This is a genomic window from Enterobacter cloacae complex sp. 2024EL-00227, assembly GCF_043945315.1.
Taxonomy (GTDB): domain Bacteria; phylum Pseudomonadota; class Gammaproteobacteria; order Enterobacterales; family Enterobacteriaceae; genus Enterobacter; species Enterobacter roggenkampii.
This window is the reverse complement of sequence record NZ_JBIMQP010000001.1, coordinates 42,874-56,920: the sequence shown is the minus strand read 5'-3', so window position 1 is coordinate 56,920 and position 14,047 is coordinate 42,874. Positions and strand designations below refer to the sequence as shown.

Below are 14,047 nucleotides of genomic sequence, written 5' to 3'. Positions count from 1 at the left end.
AACTATGTCCCGTAAAGAGCTCGCCAATGCCATCCGCGCCCTCAGCATGGATGCCGTGCAGAAAGCCAATTCTGGCCATCCCGGCGCACCGATGGGCATGGCCGATATTGCCGAAGTCCTGTGGAACGACTTCCTGAAGCACAACCCTAACGATCCCACCTGGTACGACCGTGACCGCTTTATTCTCTCCAACGGCCACGCCTCGATGCTGCTCTACAGCCTGCTGCACCTGTCCGGTTACGATCTGCCGCTTGAGGAGCTGAAAAACTTCCGCCAGCTGCACTCTAAAACCCCGGGTCACCCGGAGATCGGCTATACGCCGGGCGTGGAGACCACCACCGGGCCGCTCGGTCAGGGGCTGGCAAATGCGGTCGGGCTGGCGATTGCCGAGCGTACGCTGGCGGCACAGTTCAACCAGCCGGACCACGAGATTGTCGATCACTACACCTACGTGTTTATGGGTGACGGCTGCCTGATGGAGGGGATTTCCCATGAGGTCTGCTCCCTGGCGGGCACCCTGGGGCTCGGCAAGCTGATTGGCTTCTACGATCACAACGGCATCTCCATCGACGGGGAAACCGAGGGCTGGTTCACCGACGACACGGCAAAACGCTTCGAGGCCTACCACTGGCACGTGGTGCACGAGATCGACGGCCACGATCCTGAGGCGGTGAAAAAAGCGATTCAGGAAGCGCAGAGCGTGAAGGACAAACCGTCCCTGATTATCTGCCGCACGGTTATCGGCTTCGGCTCGCCGAACAAGGCGGGCAAAGAAGAGGCGCACGGCGCGGCGCTGGGTGACGAAGAAGTGGCGCTGACCCGGCAGAAGCTGGGCTGGAAATACCCGCCATTTGAAATCCCGAAAGAGATCTACCGGGCGTGGGATGCCCGTGAAGACGGTGAGAAAGCCCAGCAGGCCTGGAACGAGAAATTCGCCGCCTACAAAAAAGCGTACCCGGAGCTGGCCGCCGAGTTTTCCCGGCGCATGAGCGGCGGTCTGCCGGAGGACTGGGACGATAAAACCCAGGCGCTGATTGAAAACCTGCAGTCCAACCCGGCAAAAATCGCCACCCGTAAGGCGTCGCAAAACACCCTGAATGCGATTGGCCCTCTCCTTCCTGAACTGCTGGGCGGCTCGGCGGACCTGGCACCGAGTAACCTGACCATCTGGTCGGGCTCGAAATCGCTGAAGGAGGATATTGCCGGGAACTATATCCACTACGGCGTGCGCGAGTTCGGGATGACCGCGATCGCCAACGGCATCGCCCACCACGGCGGCTTCGTGCCCTACACCGCCACCTTCCTGATGTTCGTCGAGTACGCCCGTAACGCGGCGCGCATGGCAGCGCTGATGAAGGCGCGGCAGATTATGGTCTATACCCACGACTCTATTGGTCTGGGAGAAGACGGCCCCACCCACCAGGCGGTGGAACAGCTGGCGAGCCTGCGTTTAACGCCCAACTTCAGCACCTGGCGCCCGTGCGATCAGGTCGAAGCGGCAGTGGGCTGGAAGCTGGCGGTAGAACGCCATAACGGCCCGACGGCGCTGATCCTGTCACGCCAGAACCTGACGCAGATTGAGCGCACGCCGGAGCAGGTGAAAAACATTGCCCGCGGCGGCTACATCCTGAAAGACAGCGGCGGCAAGCCGGACGTGATCCTGATTGCGACCGGTTCCGAGGTGGAAATCACGGTGAAAGCGGCGGAAAAACTGACCGCCGAAGGCCACGCGGTGCGGGTCGTCTCCCTGCCTTCCACGGATATCTTTGACGCCCAGGACGAGGCGTACCGGGAATCGGTGCTGCCCTCTAACGTCGCGGCGCGCGTGGCGGTGGAGGCCGGTATTGCCGACTACTGGTACAAGTATGTCGGGCTCAAAGGGGCGATTGTTGGGATGCGGGGCTACGGTGAGTCCGCCCCTGCCGACAAGCTGTTCCCGTACTTTGGCTTTACCGTTGAGAACGTGGTAGAGAAGGCGCTGAGCGTGATTTAGTGCGGTCTGCGTTGCCGGGTGGCGGCTACGCCTTACCCGGCCTACAAAACCACCAAACCGTAGGCCGGGTAAGCGACAGCGCCACCCGGCAAAAAGCTACCGCGTGATCCACAGCGTGGGCCAGGCGTCTGGCCCATTCCAGTTATCACAGCTGGGTTCCTCGGCATAGCGCACCAGGCGGAAACGCTGGCCGTCAAACCGCCAGCGCGTCTGGATCCCACAATCCCCCATACCGCGCCCCAGCGAGAGCGTGGTCAGCTCGCGCGTCTTTTCATCAAAGCTGGCGTTCATCAACTCGATTTCGCTGCTGTCGCCTGACGGCGTAAACGGCAGACGCAGCCTCACGCTGCGGGCAGAGAACGGTTTTTTACGTGACACCAGCCACGCCAGATCGACCGTGTTATAGGCCCCCGCCTCGCAGCTGACGATCAGCAGCGCTTTGTCATCGGTTAACGCGGTGACGCGCACTTCGCGACGGTTAGGATCCAGCGAGCACTGGCTGCTGTTCATCCTGCCGGTACCATAATCCAGCAGATCGTTCAGTTCGGCATGGGAAAGCGGTGTTGGGGTAGGATTAACGATCGCCACCTTTTTCAGGGCAGGTGCGGGCGGCACGCTTAACGGCGGATCGTCACCTTTCTTGATCCACGCGGTTTCGCTGCCAACGCGCTTTTGCTGGGCATCAATGAACAGCAGCGCGGCTTTCAGACCGGCCAGTGAAATCACCTGCTTACCGCCTCGCAGAGTCAGGGCTTTTCCTTCCTGGATGTTTTTCAGAAAGGCGGTGATGGTGGCCGCATCGTCCGTTTTCAGATGCCAGGGGGTGAGCTGCCAGCGCTGTTTGTCGAGCTTCAGGGGAACATTATCCAGCAGCAGCCGCGGGGCAATATCCGGCTCTTTCACGGAGGGGGTATCAAGACCGCCGAGATCGATACGCAGCGTGGCATCCGTTTTCGCCCCGGCGCTCCGGGTGAGCGTCATGACCAGACCGCGGTGTTCGCCCGTGTTGCGGGCAAGGCAGAAGTTCTGGTTATTGCAGGTCACCTGCCAGTCAGAGAAGGCTTGCTGCGCGGGTGCAGCCCGCACCTGCGGCGCGAGGAGCACACAAAACAGGGAAAATAAAAAGACGCTGTAGCGCATGAATGACACAATCCCGGAACGAAAACGCATAACAGGGCAGTATCTTCGTGTTCCCGCCGGGGTTGCTCAATCGGATTTATCAGATATACCTGAAAAACAGGCTATATCCGTTCGAAAGGGGTGTTCATCAGCCCGGTTGTCTGTAAATACTGCAGCAATATCACCGCTTTACCATCCCTGATTTCGCCTGAACGCAACATCTCCAGCGCTCGGGCAAAAGGAAGCTCCAGCACGTCGATATCTTCATCCTCTACGCCACCGCCCCGGTGCGTGCGCTGTGCGTCGCTGTATTCAGCAATGAAGAAATGGACAATTTCCGTCACGCCGCCCGGGGACATGTACAGCTCGAAGACCTTTTTGACCTCGCCCACTTCAAAGCCGGTCTCTTCGACGGCCTCTTTGCGGATGCAGACTTCCGGCTCATCGTCATCGAGCAGGCCCGCGCAGGTTTCAATCAGACGTCCGTCAGGATTGCCATTGACCCATGTTGCCACCCTGAACTGACGGATCAGCACCACGCTCTGCTTTTCACGGTTATAGAGCAGGATGGTTGCTCCGTTACCACGGTCATAGACCTCGCGCTTGTGGCGGATCACTTCACCGTTGTTACGTGTAAGATCATAGGTGATGTTACGCAGGACAAAGTAGTTTTCAGAGAGAATTTTGTCTTTGATAACGTCAATTTTCAGGGTCATACGGGCTCCACGGCACAATGAGTCGTCCTATACTACGCCGTGAATCCCGCTTTGTCGTCCGCCGGATTAATGATGTTGTGGTACATCCACTCCCAGCCAGTCGAGTATCCCCTGCGCGGCATGACGCCCTTCCGCCATCGCGGTCACCACCAGATCCGCGCCGCGAACCGCATCGCCCCCGGCGAAGATCTGCGGGTTGGTTGTCTGATAGCGGTAGCGGCTCTCGACCGAGGCCACGATCCGCCCCCAGTCATCCGTTTCGACACCCTGCGCCTGCAGCCACGGCATCGCGTGCGGATTAAAGCCAAACGCCATGATGACTGCATCCGCGGCCATCACAAACTCGCTGCCCGCCACCGGAACGGGCCGACGACGCCCCTGCGCATCCGGCTCACCGAGCGCGGTACGCAGCATCCGGATACCGTTGACCTTACCGTTCGGATCCAGCGTCAGCTCAACCGGCTGGACGTTAAACTCAAATGACGCCCCCTCTTCTCTGGCGTTCTGCACCTCTTTCTTCGAGCCCGGCATGTTGGCCTCATCCCGACGATAGGCGCAGGTGACCGTCGCCGCGCCGTGACGTAACGCCGTGCGGACGCAGTCCATCGCGGTATCGCCTCCACCCAGCACCACCACGTTCAGGCCACGGGTGTCGATGAACGGCTCGCTGGCCGTCGCCTCCAGCCCCATAACATGCCGCGTGTTGCCCACCAGGAAAGGCAGCGCGTCGTAGACCCCTGGCGCATCCTCGTTCGGAATACCCGCCTTCATCGAACGATAGGTACCCACGCCAATAAACAGGGCGTCGTAATCGCTCTTGAGCTGCGACATCGACACGTCCTGGCCCACCTCGCAGTTCAGCTCGAAGCGGATCCCCATCGCGGTAAAGATCTCTCTGCGCCGCGCGAGCAGCGATTTATCGAGCTTAAATGCCGGGATGCCAAAGGTCAGCAAACCGCCGATCTCCGGATGCCGGTCATAGACCGTCACGCTCACGCCGCGGCGCGCCAGCACGTCGGCGCACGCCAGCCCGGCGGGCCCCGCGCCGACAATCGCGACACGTTTACCTGACGGCGTGACGGCGGACATATCCGGCCGCCAGCCCATCGCCAGCGCCCGATCGGAGATGTAGCGCTCGATGTTGCCGATCGTCACGGCCCCCGCCGCGTCACGAAGCGTGCAGGCTCCCTCGCATAACCGGTCCTGCGGGCAGACGCGACCGGTAATTTCAGGTAAACAGTTGGTCTGATGAGAAAGCTCGGCCGCGCCGGTGATATCCCCCGCGTTGAGGCGCTCAATCCACTGCGGGATGTGGTTGTGCAGCGGGCAGGTCCATTCGCAAATGCTGTGCTCTCCGCACTTCAGGCAGCGCGACACCTCGCGGGCGGCCTGTTCGGCCCGGAACGGCAGGTAAATTTCGTTAAAATGGCCCACGCGCTCTGCGCCAGCCAGCTTGTCGGGCTCGCCGCGGGGCGGGGTCGTTTGCATCTGCTGCAGTTTAGTACGCGGCGCGTCCACGCTGACGGCCTCGGCACCATGCCAGGGCTGCGCCTCCAGGCAGGCCGTGCGCTGTCGGCGCGATTTCGCCAGGTTTTCCAGCGCGGCGGGCGTCGCCAGGGAGAGGGCATCCGCCGGGCAATTTTCGATACAGGCCGGGCCGTGTGGACGCGTCAGACAGAGATCGCATTTATTCGCCGAGGCCTTCACGCTGCTATTGTCGAGCGGAGTGACGATAATCTCCATCGTGCCAAACGGGCAGGCCACCACGCAGGCCTTACAGCCGATGCATTTTTGTTGATTCACCTGTACGCTGTCATCGCATTTGCTGATGGCGCCGTTCGGGCAGCTTTGCGCGCAGGGTGCATTTTCGCAATGATGACAGGTCACGGGGTGGCTCTTCTCGCCGGATCTCAGGACCGTGATACGGGGATGAAAATGGCGCTCGCTCAGGGCATGCTGCTCACCGTTGTGCGCCATCACGCAGGCGACTTCGCAGGCGCGACACCCAATGCACTGCTGGCTGTTAGCCATAATAAAACGATTCATAACCACACCTGTTTTTGGTTCAATAACCTTTCTCTTTATAAGAGTATGGTATTTACGCATCACGGTGCGTTCGGGCAATGTTCAAATGCCTGAAGCGCCCAATTATTTCCAGTGAACCTGTGGCAGATCAATTTTATTCAGAGAGCCGTTCTGTGACCGTTAAACGACCCGTTTCCGGAAGCCTTGCCTGGGCTTTCTTTTCGATCATTGCCCTATCCGTGCTCAGCAGCACCGTCGCGTTGCTGACGCTGGCCAGCAGCCAGCGCGATGCCGAAGCCATCAACATCGCTGGCTCACTGCGCATGCAGAGCTATCGTCTGGGCTACGAGATGCAGCGCAACAGCCCTTCCCTTGCGGCACATCGCGAGAGCTGGCAACAGACGCTCGGCGCGCCTGCCCTGCAGAAGCTGGACCGCTGGTACGTCCCGGACAATGTGAAAGCACGCTATCAGCAGCTGCATGTGGCCTGGCAGGAGATGGATGCGCATATCGCCCGCGGCGACAGCGCGTGGTACCAACGCAATATTGAGGATTTTGTCGGCCGCATTGATGCCTTTGTGCTCGCCCTCCAGCACTACACCGAACATAAAATTCAAACGGTCACCCTGCTCTCGCTGGCTGGCGCAATCGGGATCCTGCTGCTGACGCTGTTTACCCTGCGACGCATCCGTCGCCAGGTGGTGCTGCCGCTGAACAACCTGGTGGCGGCCAGCGAACGCATTGAGCGCGGCGAGTTTGCCACCCCTGCGCCGGATAGCGCCCTGCCGAACGAGCTGGGCCAGCTTTCGCGCGCCTTTAACCACATGTCAGCCGAGCTTGATACGCTCTACCGTTCGCTCGAAGCCTCGGTTGCGGAAAAGACGCGGCACCTGCACGAAGCCCACCAGCAGCTCGACATGCTGTTCAAGTGCTCGCAGGCGCTCAATACCGGCCAGATTGACAGCCACTGTTTCCGGCATATCCTGCAGATTGTCCATGACTATACGCAGATGAATTATCTGGAACTGCGCACCAGCGACGACTGGCGGCTGTGCGAAGGGACGGAGGCTGAGGGTATCCCTCTGCAAAACCTGACGGTACTGATGCAGGACACGCTCTACGGCGAGCTGCGCTGGCAAAGCGAGGCGGACAGCGTCCCCCTTCCGCTGATGAGAAGCGTGGCGACCATGCTCGGGCGCGGGCTGTACTTTAACCAGGCGCAAAAGCATTACCAGCAGCTACTGCTGATGGAAGAGCGCGCCACCATTGCCCGAGAGCTGCACGATTCGCTGGCGCAGGTGCTGTCGTATCTGCGCATTCAGCTTGCGCTGCTCAAACGCGCCGTGCCGGAAGAAAATACCCAAGCGCAGGCCATTATCACCGACTTCTCCCGCGAGCTGAACAACGCCTGGCAGCAGCTGCGCGAGCTGCTGACCACCTTCCGCCTGACGCTGAACCACGCGAATTTACCCGCGGCGCTGCAGGAGTCACTCGATGCCCTGCAGAGCCAGACGCAGGCGAAACTGCATCTCGACTGCCGCCTCTCCTCGCTGGCGCTCGACGCGCAAAAGCAGGTGCATCTGTTACAGATCGTGCGTGAGGCGGTGTTGAATGCCATTAAGCACGCGCAGGCCAGCGAGATCACCGTGAGCTGCGTGACCGCAGCGGACGGTACGCACAGCGTCAGCATTCGCGACAACGGCATCGGGATTGGCGAGGCCAGCGAGCCGCCGGGACATTACGGTCTGAACATTATGCGCGAACGCGCGCAACGGCTTGGAGGCATGCTGCACTTCTCGCAGCCGCAAAACGGCGGCACGCTGGTCAGCGTGACGTTTCCGGCGCCCACGCCGTTAACGGGTAAATAACGGTAAAGAGGGAAGCGCAGGGAAAAGCGCATGATAATTTACACTATCTCCTTTATTTCTCCACGTTTGACCTGGGCCTTACCGCTAAAGTTATGCGGGCAATAAACAATAATGACGTGCAGCAAAACGAGGTCACACTTTCATGGCGAATTTTTTCATCGATCGCCCCATTTTTGCCTGGGTGCTTGCCATCCTGTTGTGTCTGACAGGTGTCCTGGCGATTACTTCACTTCCCGTTGAGCAATACCCCGACCTGGCACCGCCGAACGTGCGCGTCACCGCAAACTACCCCGGCGCGTCCGCTCAGACGCTGGAAAATACCGTGACGCAGGTTATCGAGCAGAACATGACGGGTCTGGATAACCTGATGTACATGTCCTCGCAAAGCAGCGCCACGGGACAGGCGACGGTGACCCTGAGCTTTAAGGCGGGCACCGACCCGGACGAAGCGGTGCAGCAGGTCCAAAACCAGCTGCAGTCGGCCATGCGCAAGCTGCCCCAGGCGGTGCAAAACCAGGGCGTGACCGTGCGCAAAACCGGCGATACCAACATATTGACCATCGCCTTTGTCTCGACAGATGGCTCGATGGATAAACAGGACATCGCGGACTACGTCGCCAGTAATATTCAGGATCCCATCAGCCGTATCAACGGCGTCGGGGATATCGACGCCTACGGCTCACAGTACTCCATGCGTATCTGGCTCGATCCCAACAAGCTGAACAGCTACCAGATGACGGCAACCGACGTGACGGATGCCATTAAAGCCCAGAACGCCCAGATTGCCGTGGGGCAACTGGGGGGAACGCCTTCCGTTGATAAGCAAGCCCTGAACGCCACCATTAATTCGCAATCCCTGCTGCAGACGCCGGACCAGTTCCGCAATATCACCCTGCGCGTGAATCAGGACGGGTCGGAAGTGCGTCTGGGCGATGTCGCCACGGTGGAAATGGGGGCGGAGAAATACGACTACCTGAGCCGCTTTAACGGCAATCAGGCCTCCGGTCTGGGGATTAAGCTGGCCTCCGGCGCGAACGAAATGGCGACGGCGAAACTGGTGTTAGACCGTCTGGACGAGCTGTCGCAGTATTTCCCGCACGGGCTGGAGTACAAAGTCGCCTATGAAACCACCTCCTTCGTTAAAGCGTCGATTGAGGACGTGGTGAAAACCCTGCTGGAAGCCATCGCGCTGGTGTTCCTGGTCATGTACCTGTTCCTGCAAAATTTCCGCGCGACGCTGATCCCCACCATTGCCGTCCCCGTCGTGCTGCTGGGGACCTTTGCGGTGCTCTACGCCTTCGGGTACAGCATTAATACCCTGACGATGTTTGCGATGGTGCTGGCGATCGGCCTTCTGGTGGATGATGCCATCGTGGTGGTTGAAAACGTCGAGCGCATCATGAGCGAAGAAGGGCTCTCTCCGCGCCAGGCGACGCGCAAGTCCATGGGGCAAATTCAGGGGGCGCTGGTCGGGATTGCGATGGTGCTGTCGGCCGTCTTTATCCCGATGGCCTTCTTTGGCGGCACCACCGGGGCGATTTATCGCCAGTTCTCGATCACCATCGTCTCGGCGATGGTGCTCTCCGTGCTGGTCGCGCTGATCCTCACCCCCGCGCTGTGCGCCACCATTCTGAAACCGCTGCACAAAGGGGAGCATCACGGGCAGAAAGGGTTCTTCGGCTGGTTTAACCGGATGTTCAACCGCAACGCCGCGCGCTATGAATCTGCCGTTGGTCGCGTACTGCACCGCAGCCTGCGCTGGATGATGATTTACGTTGTGCTGCTGGGCGGGATGGTGTGGCTGTTCCTGCACCTGCCCACCTCGTTCCTGCCGATGGAAGACCGGGGGATGTTCACCACCTCGGTGCAGCTTCCGAGCGGCGCAACGCAGCAGCAGACGCTGAAAGTGGTGCAGAAAGTGGAGCAGTACTTCTTCACCAAAGAGAAAGATAACGTTGTCTCGGTCTTCTCCACCGTCGGTTCCGGCCCGGGCGGAAACGGGCAGAACGTTGCCCGCATGTTTGTCCGCCTGAAGGACTGGGACGAGCGCGATGCCCGAACGGGCACCTCGTTTGCCATCATTGAACGTGCGACAAAAGCCTTTGCGCACATCAAAGAAGCGCGCGTCTTTGCCAGCAGCCCACCGGCGATAAGCGGCCTGGGCAGTTCAGCCGGGTTTGATATGGAGCTGCAGGATCACGCCGGGGCGGGCCACACGGCGCTGATGGCCGCACGCGATAAGCTGTTAGCGCTGGCAGGCAACGATCCCGGCCTGACCCGCGTTCGCCATAACGGCCTCGACGACAGCCCGCAGCTTCAGGTGGATATCGATCAGCGTAAGGCGCAGGCGCTGGGCGTCTCGATCAACGATATCAACGACACCCTGCAAACGGCGTGGGGGTCGAGCTATGTGAATGACTTTATGGATCGCGGCCGCGTGAAAAAAGTGTATGTCCAGTCCGCCGCGCCGTTCCGCATGCTGCCGGATGATATTAACCGCTGGTTTGTCAGAAATAATGCTGGCGGCATGGTGCCGTTCTCCGCCTTTGCCAGTTCGCACTGGGAGAGCGGATCGCCACGCCTGGAACGCTATAACGGCTACTCTGCGGTTGAAATCGTCGGGGAAGCCGCGCCGGGCGTCAGCACCGGTACCGCCATGGACACCATGGAAAAACTGGTGCAACAGCTGCCCGCCGGTTTTGGTCTCGAGTGGACGGCCATGTCTTACCAGGAGCGTCTCTCAGGGGCGCAGGCCCCCGCCCTTTACGCGCTCTCGCTGCTGGTGGTCTTCCTCTGCCTTGCCGCACTGTATGAGAGCTGGTCGGTCCCGTTCTCGGTCATGCTGGTCGTGCCCCTTGGGGTTATCGGTGCGCTGCTCGCAACGTGGATGCGCGGCCTGGAGAACGATGTCTACTTCCAGGTGGGCCTGCTCACCGTCATTGGGCTATCGGCGAAAAACGCCATTCTGATCGTTGAGTTTGCTAACGAGATGAATGCCAAAGGCCACGAGCTGATGGCCGCCACGCTGCACGCCTGCCGTCAGCGCCTGCGTCCGATCCTGATGACCTCGCTGGCGTTTATTTTTGGTGTACTGCCGATGGCGACCAGCACCGGTGCAGGCTCCAGCAGCCAGCATGCCGTCGGCACGGGGGTGATGGGCGGCATGATTTCGGCCACCATCCTGGCCATTTACTTCGTTCCGCTGTTCTTTGTGCTGGTGCGTCGCCGCTTCCCGCTAAAGGAACGTCCTGAGTAAGTGGTTGAAATAAAAAAAGGCGGCTTTATCGGCCGCCTTTTTACTGTGTGATTAATTCACACTATGGTTATTTTACTTATTTTAGTGCTCTTGCAATTCTTACTGAATGTCATTTACGAAGCATGCCTTCGATAAAATCTTTCCAGTTCCCCAGTTCACGTTCAATCATAACAACCTCTCTTATTATTATGCGCATTCTACAAAAACGTACCATCATTGTGAAGACTATTTAACCAATTGCTGTGATTGTACCCTACGTCCTGCGGGGATTTATGATAAATATGAACGGAGAGCCCTCAATTTTTTGTGACGGCCAGCAATATTTTGAAATAACCCTACGAACGGGTGAGTTTTATTTTATTTGCTGAGTTTATTGGATTTTTAAAGTTAATGGACATCTATGCTTAAATGATGAAAGAATATTCAGCGTACAGTTGTGAGTCGAATTAAGAAGACGTATTAATCCAGACAATTCCTGAATGTGTTATATTCCACTTAAGGATATATCTTCGAATTTACTGAACATTTAATTATCAGAACATCAAAAGGATTCACCATGGTTGTGATGTACGGCATTAAAAATTGCGACACCATCAAAAAAGCCCGCCGCTGGCTGGACGCTAACAGCGTGGAGTACCGCTTCCACGATTACCGTGCCGACGGGCTCGATGCAGAATTTCTGCATAGCGCTATTCGCGAACTGGGTTGGGAAGCCCTGCTGAACACCCGCGGCACCACCTGGCGTAAACTGGACGACTCTCTGCGCGCCAGCATCACCGATGCCAACAGCGCGGCAAAACTGATGCTCGAAATGCCGGCAATTATCAAACGCCCATTGCTCTGCGCGCCAGGGCAGCCTATGCTGCTGGGTTTCAGTGAAACCCTTTATTCCGACTTTTTTCGTTGAGGTGTAGTTTATGTCATGCCCGGTCATTGAGCTGACTCAGCAGCTTATTCGCCGTCCTTCCCTTAGCCCGGACGACGCAGGTTGTCAGGCTCTTATGATTGAACGCCTGCGTGCCATCGGTTTTACCGTTGAACGCATGGACTTTGGCGATACCCAGAACTTCTGGGCATGGCGCGGACAGGGCGAAACGCTGGCCTTCGCCGGGCATACTGACGTCGTTCCCGCCGGCGACGCGGATCGCTGGATTAACCCGCCGTTTGAGCCGACCATTCGCGATGGCATGCTGTTTGGTCGCGGCGCGGCAGACATGAAAGGCTCTCTGGCGGCGATGGTCGTGGCGGCAGAGCGCTTTGTGGCGCAGCATCCGAATCACAAAAACCGTCTCGCGTTTTTGATCACCTCCGACGAAGAAGCCAGCGCGCACAACGGCACCGTGAAGGTCGTCGAAGCGCTGATGGCCCGCAACGAGCGTCTCGACTACTGCCTGGTCGGTGAGCCGTCCAGTACCGAAGTGGTGGGTGACGTCGTCAAAAACGGACGCCGTGGCTCGCTGACCTGTAACCTGACCATTCACGGCGTTCAGGGCCACGTTGCGTATCCGCATCTGGCCGATAACCCGGTTCACCGCGCCGCGCCAATGCTGAGCGAGCTGGTGGCTATTGAGTGGGATAAGGGCAACGAGTTCTTCCCGCCGACCAGCATGCAGATAGCAAACGTCAAGGCCGGTACCGGCAGCAATAACGTGATCCCGGGGGATTACGTCGTCCAGTTCAACTTCCGCTTCAGCACGGAACTGACCGATGAGATGATCAAGGCGCGCGTTATCGCCCTGCTGGAAAAATATCAGCTGCGCTACACCGTGGAGTGGTGGCTTTCCGGCCAGCCGTTCCTGACGCAGCGCGGCAAACTGGTGGATGCGGTGGTGAACGCCATCGAGCACTATAATGAAATTAAGCCACAGCTGCTGACAACGGGTGGTACCTCAGACGGACGCTTTATCGCCCGTATGGGTGCTCAGGTTGTCGAACTGGGGCCAGTGAACGCAACCATTCATAAAATAAATGAGTGTGTCAATGCGGCAGATTTACAACTGCTGGCCCGTATGTATCAACGTATTATGGAGCAAATCGTCGCCTGACGAACGCTCTGAGAGGAATAGCGAATGGATTGGCTTTCAAAGTACTGGTGGGTTCTGGTGTTGGTTTTTCTGGTCGGCGTATTGCTGAACGTGATTAAAGACCTTAAGCGCGTGGACCATAAAAAATTTCTCGCCAACAAGCCGGATCTTCCCCCGCACCGTGATTTCAACGACAAGTGGGACGATGACGACGACTGGCCGAAGAAGGATCAGAAGAAGTAATCGATCCGATTCCCCCTCTCCATGGGAGAGGGGGAAGAATCACATAAACTCAACAACATCATCGTCATCCGGCTTACCGCCGCTGAGCGCTTCATCAAAGTAGTGCTTCGGTACGGTATAGCGCAGATGGTCAAGCGCAAACTGCATGCTGCGGTCGTCAATGGCGTGGCCCAGATCGTCAACGATATCCAGCGTCACATCCCCACCCTCACGCATCAGCGCTTCCTGGGCAGCAACCGCATGCGAGAGCTCAATCACCCGGTCTTCACCGCCGTGGATTAAGTGGATCGTGGTTTGCGTGGTTGCGCTTGTCGGTAACGTCGCAAAACGGCCGTTAAAGGCGATCACCCGTGACACCAGACCCGGCTGCGCCTTTACGCTTTCCAGCGACATGATTGACCCCTGCGAGAAGCCAATCAGCGCGGTCGCTTCGGCTCCTACGCCGCTCTGCTGCTGCCAGTAACGGATGACGTCGATAAAGGCCGGCATGATGGCGTCGATACGCGCCTGACGGTTCTCTTCCGTCACGCCCTGAACCGAGAACCACTGGCGCCCGTTCGGGCCGCATGGCTCTACGCCGCCGATGCTGACAATCAGCGCTTCCGGGAAAACGGGCGCAAACCAGCTGCCAATCTGCCCCATATTGACGGCATTATCGCCAACCCCATGAAACAGAAGCAGTAACTGTTTAGCCGGTTTGTCAGGGCTTTGAACAACAAAATGGTCATGTTTCATGGTGGTCTCCTTAATAGATGACCTGGATTCTACGCCTCCCGGCGGGAATGACCATGCCACTTTACTGA

Annotated in this window: 11 protein-coding genes; 6 read left to right on the top strand and 5 right to left on the bottom strand. The window is 58.5% G+C overall.

Annotated elements, in window-relative coordinates:
* The first annotated feature begins 4 nt into the window (after window positions 1-4).
* Window positions 5-1,993: a transketolase gene (tkt, locus tag ACHH0Z_RS00235; protein ID WP_008501619.1), complete on the top strand. Its 1,989-nt coding sequence runs from the start codon at window positions 5-7 to the stop codon at window positions 1,991-1,993.
* A 96-nt stretch (window positions 1,994-2,089) separates the two neighbouring features.
* Here tkt and ACHH0Z_RS00230 read toward each other — a convergent pair whose 3' ends face one another.
* The 3 genes from ACHH0Z_RS00230 to aegA form a co-directional block, all read right to left on the bottom strand.
* Window positions 2,090-3,133, bottom strand: a complete 1,044-nt coding sequence (locus ACHH0Z_RS00230; RefSeq protein ID WP_045335351.1) for a DUF1176 domain-containing protein — start codon at window positions 3,131-3,133, stop codon at window positions 2,090-2,092.
* 101 nt (window positions 3,134-3,234) lie between these two features.
* Entirely contained in the window at window positions 3,235-3,828 is a 594-nt protein-coding gene (nudK, locus tag ACHH0Z_RS00225) for a GDP-mannose pyrophosphatase NudK (RefSeq protein ID WP_045406100.1), read from the bottom strand.
* A gap of 66 nt (window positions 3,829-3,894) precedes the next feature.
* Complete coding sequence (aegA, locus tag ACHH0Z_RS00220; RefSeq protein ID WP_045406097.1) at window positions 3,895-5,874, bottom strand: formate-dependent uric acid utilization protein AegA; 1,980 nt, start codon at window positions 5,872-5,874, stop codon at window positions 3,895-3,897.
* Window positions 5,875-6,026: 152 nt separating this feature from the next.
* Here aegA and narQ point away from each other — a divergent pair, with 152 nt between their 5' ends.
* Window positions 6,027-7,721 (top strand): nitrate/nitrite two-component system sensor histidine kinase NarQ, encoded by a 1,695-nt coding sequence (gene narQ / locus ACHH0Z_RS00215; RefSeq protein ID WP_045406136.1) that lies wholly within the window; start codon window positions 6,027-6,029, stop codon window positions 7,719-7,721.
* 142 nt (window positions 7,722-7,863) lie between these two features.
* A complete protein-coding gene (gene acrD, locus ACHH0Z_RS00210) occupies window positions 7,864-10,977 on the top strand; it encodes a multidrug efflux RND transporter permease AcrD (RefSeq protein ID WP_045406095.1) in 3,114 nt (1,037 codons plus the stop codon).
* Between the two features lie 109 nt (window positions 10,978-11,086).
* Here acrD and ypfM read toward each other — a convergent pair whose 3' ends face one another.
* Window positions 11,087-11,146: a protein YpfM gene (gene ypfM, locus ACHH0Z_RS00205; RefSeq protein WP_015572204.1), complete on the bottom strand. Its 60-nt coding sequence runs from the start codon at window positions 11,144-11,146 to the stop codon at window positions 11,087-11,089.
* A 387-nt stretch (window positions 11,147-11,533) separates the two neighbouring features.
* On the opposite strand from ypfM, the gene ACHH0Z_RS00200 reads away from it, so the two are divergent.
* The 3 genes from ACHH0Z_RS00200 to ACHH0Z_RS00190 are packed head-to-tail and all read left to right on the top strand — an operon-like array spanning window position 11,534 to window position 13,244.
* Entirely contained in the window at window positions 11,534-11,884 is a 351-nt protein-coding gene (locus tag ACHH0Z_RS00200; RefSeq protein WP_032663096.1) for an ArsC family reductase, read from the top strand.
* A 10-nt stretch (window positions 11,885-11,894) separates the two neighbouring features.
* The gene (gene dapE, locus ACHH0Z_RS00195; protein WP_008501626.1) at window positions 11,895-13,022 is read left to right on the top strand and encodes a succinyl-diaminopimelate desuccinylase; all 1,128 of its coding nucleotides are present in this window, start codon (window positions 11,895-11,897) and stop codon (window positions 13,020-13,022) included.
* 24 nt (window positions 13,023-13,046) lie between these two features.
* Window positions 13,047-13,244, top strand: a complete 198-nt coding sequence (locus ACHH0Z_RS00190; RefSeq protein ID WP_008501627.1) for a YpfN family protein — start codon at window positions 13,047-13,049, stop codon at window positions 13,242-13,244.
* 39 nt (window positions 13,245-13,283) lie between these two features.
* On the opposite strand, the gene ypfH is transcribed toward ACHH0Z_RS00190, so the two are convergent.
* Window positions 13,284-13,979 carry an esterase gene (gene ypfH, locus ACHH0Z_RS00185; protein ID WP_045406092.1) on the bottom strand — a complete coding sequence of 232 codons (696 nt, stop codon included), beginning with the start codon at window positions 13,977-13,979 and terminating at the stop codon, window positions 13,284-13,286.
* Window positions 13,980-14,047 lie beyond the last annotated feature (68 nt).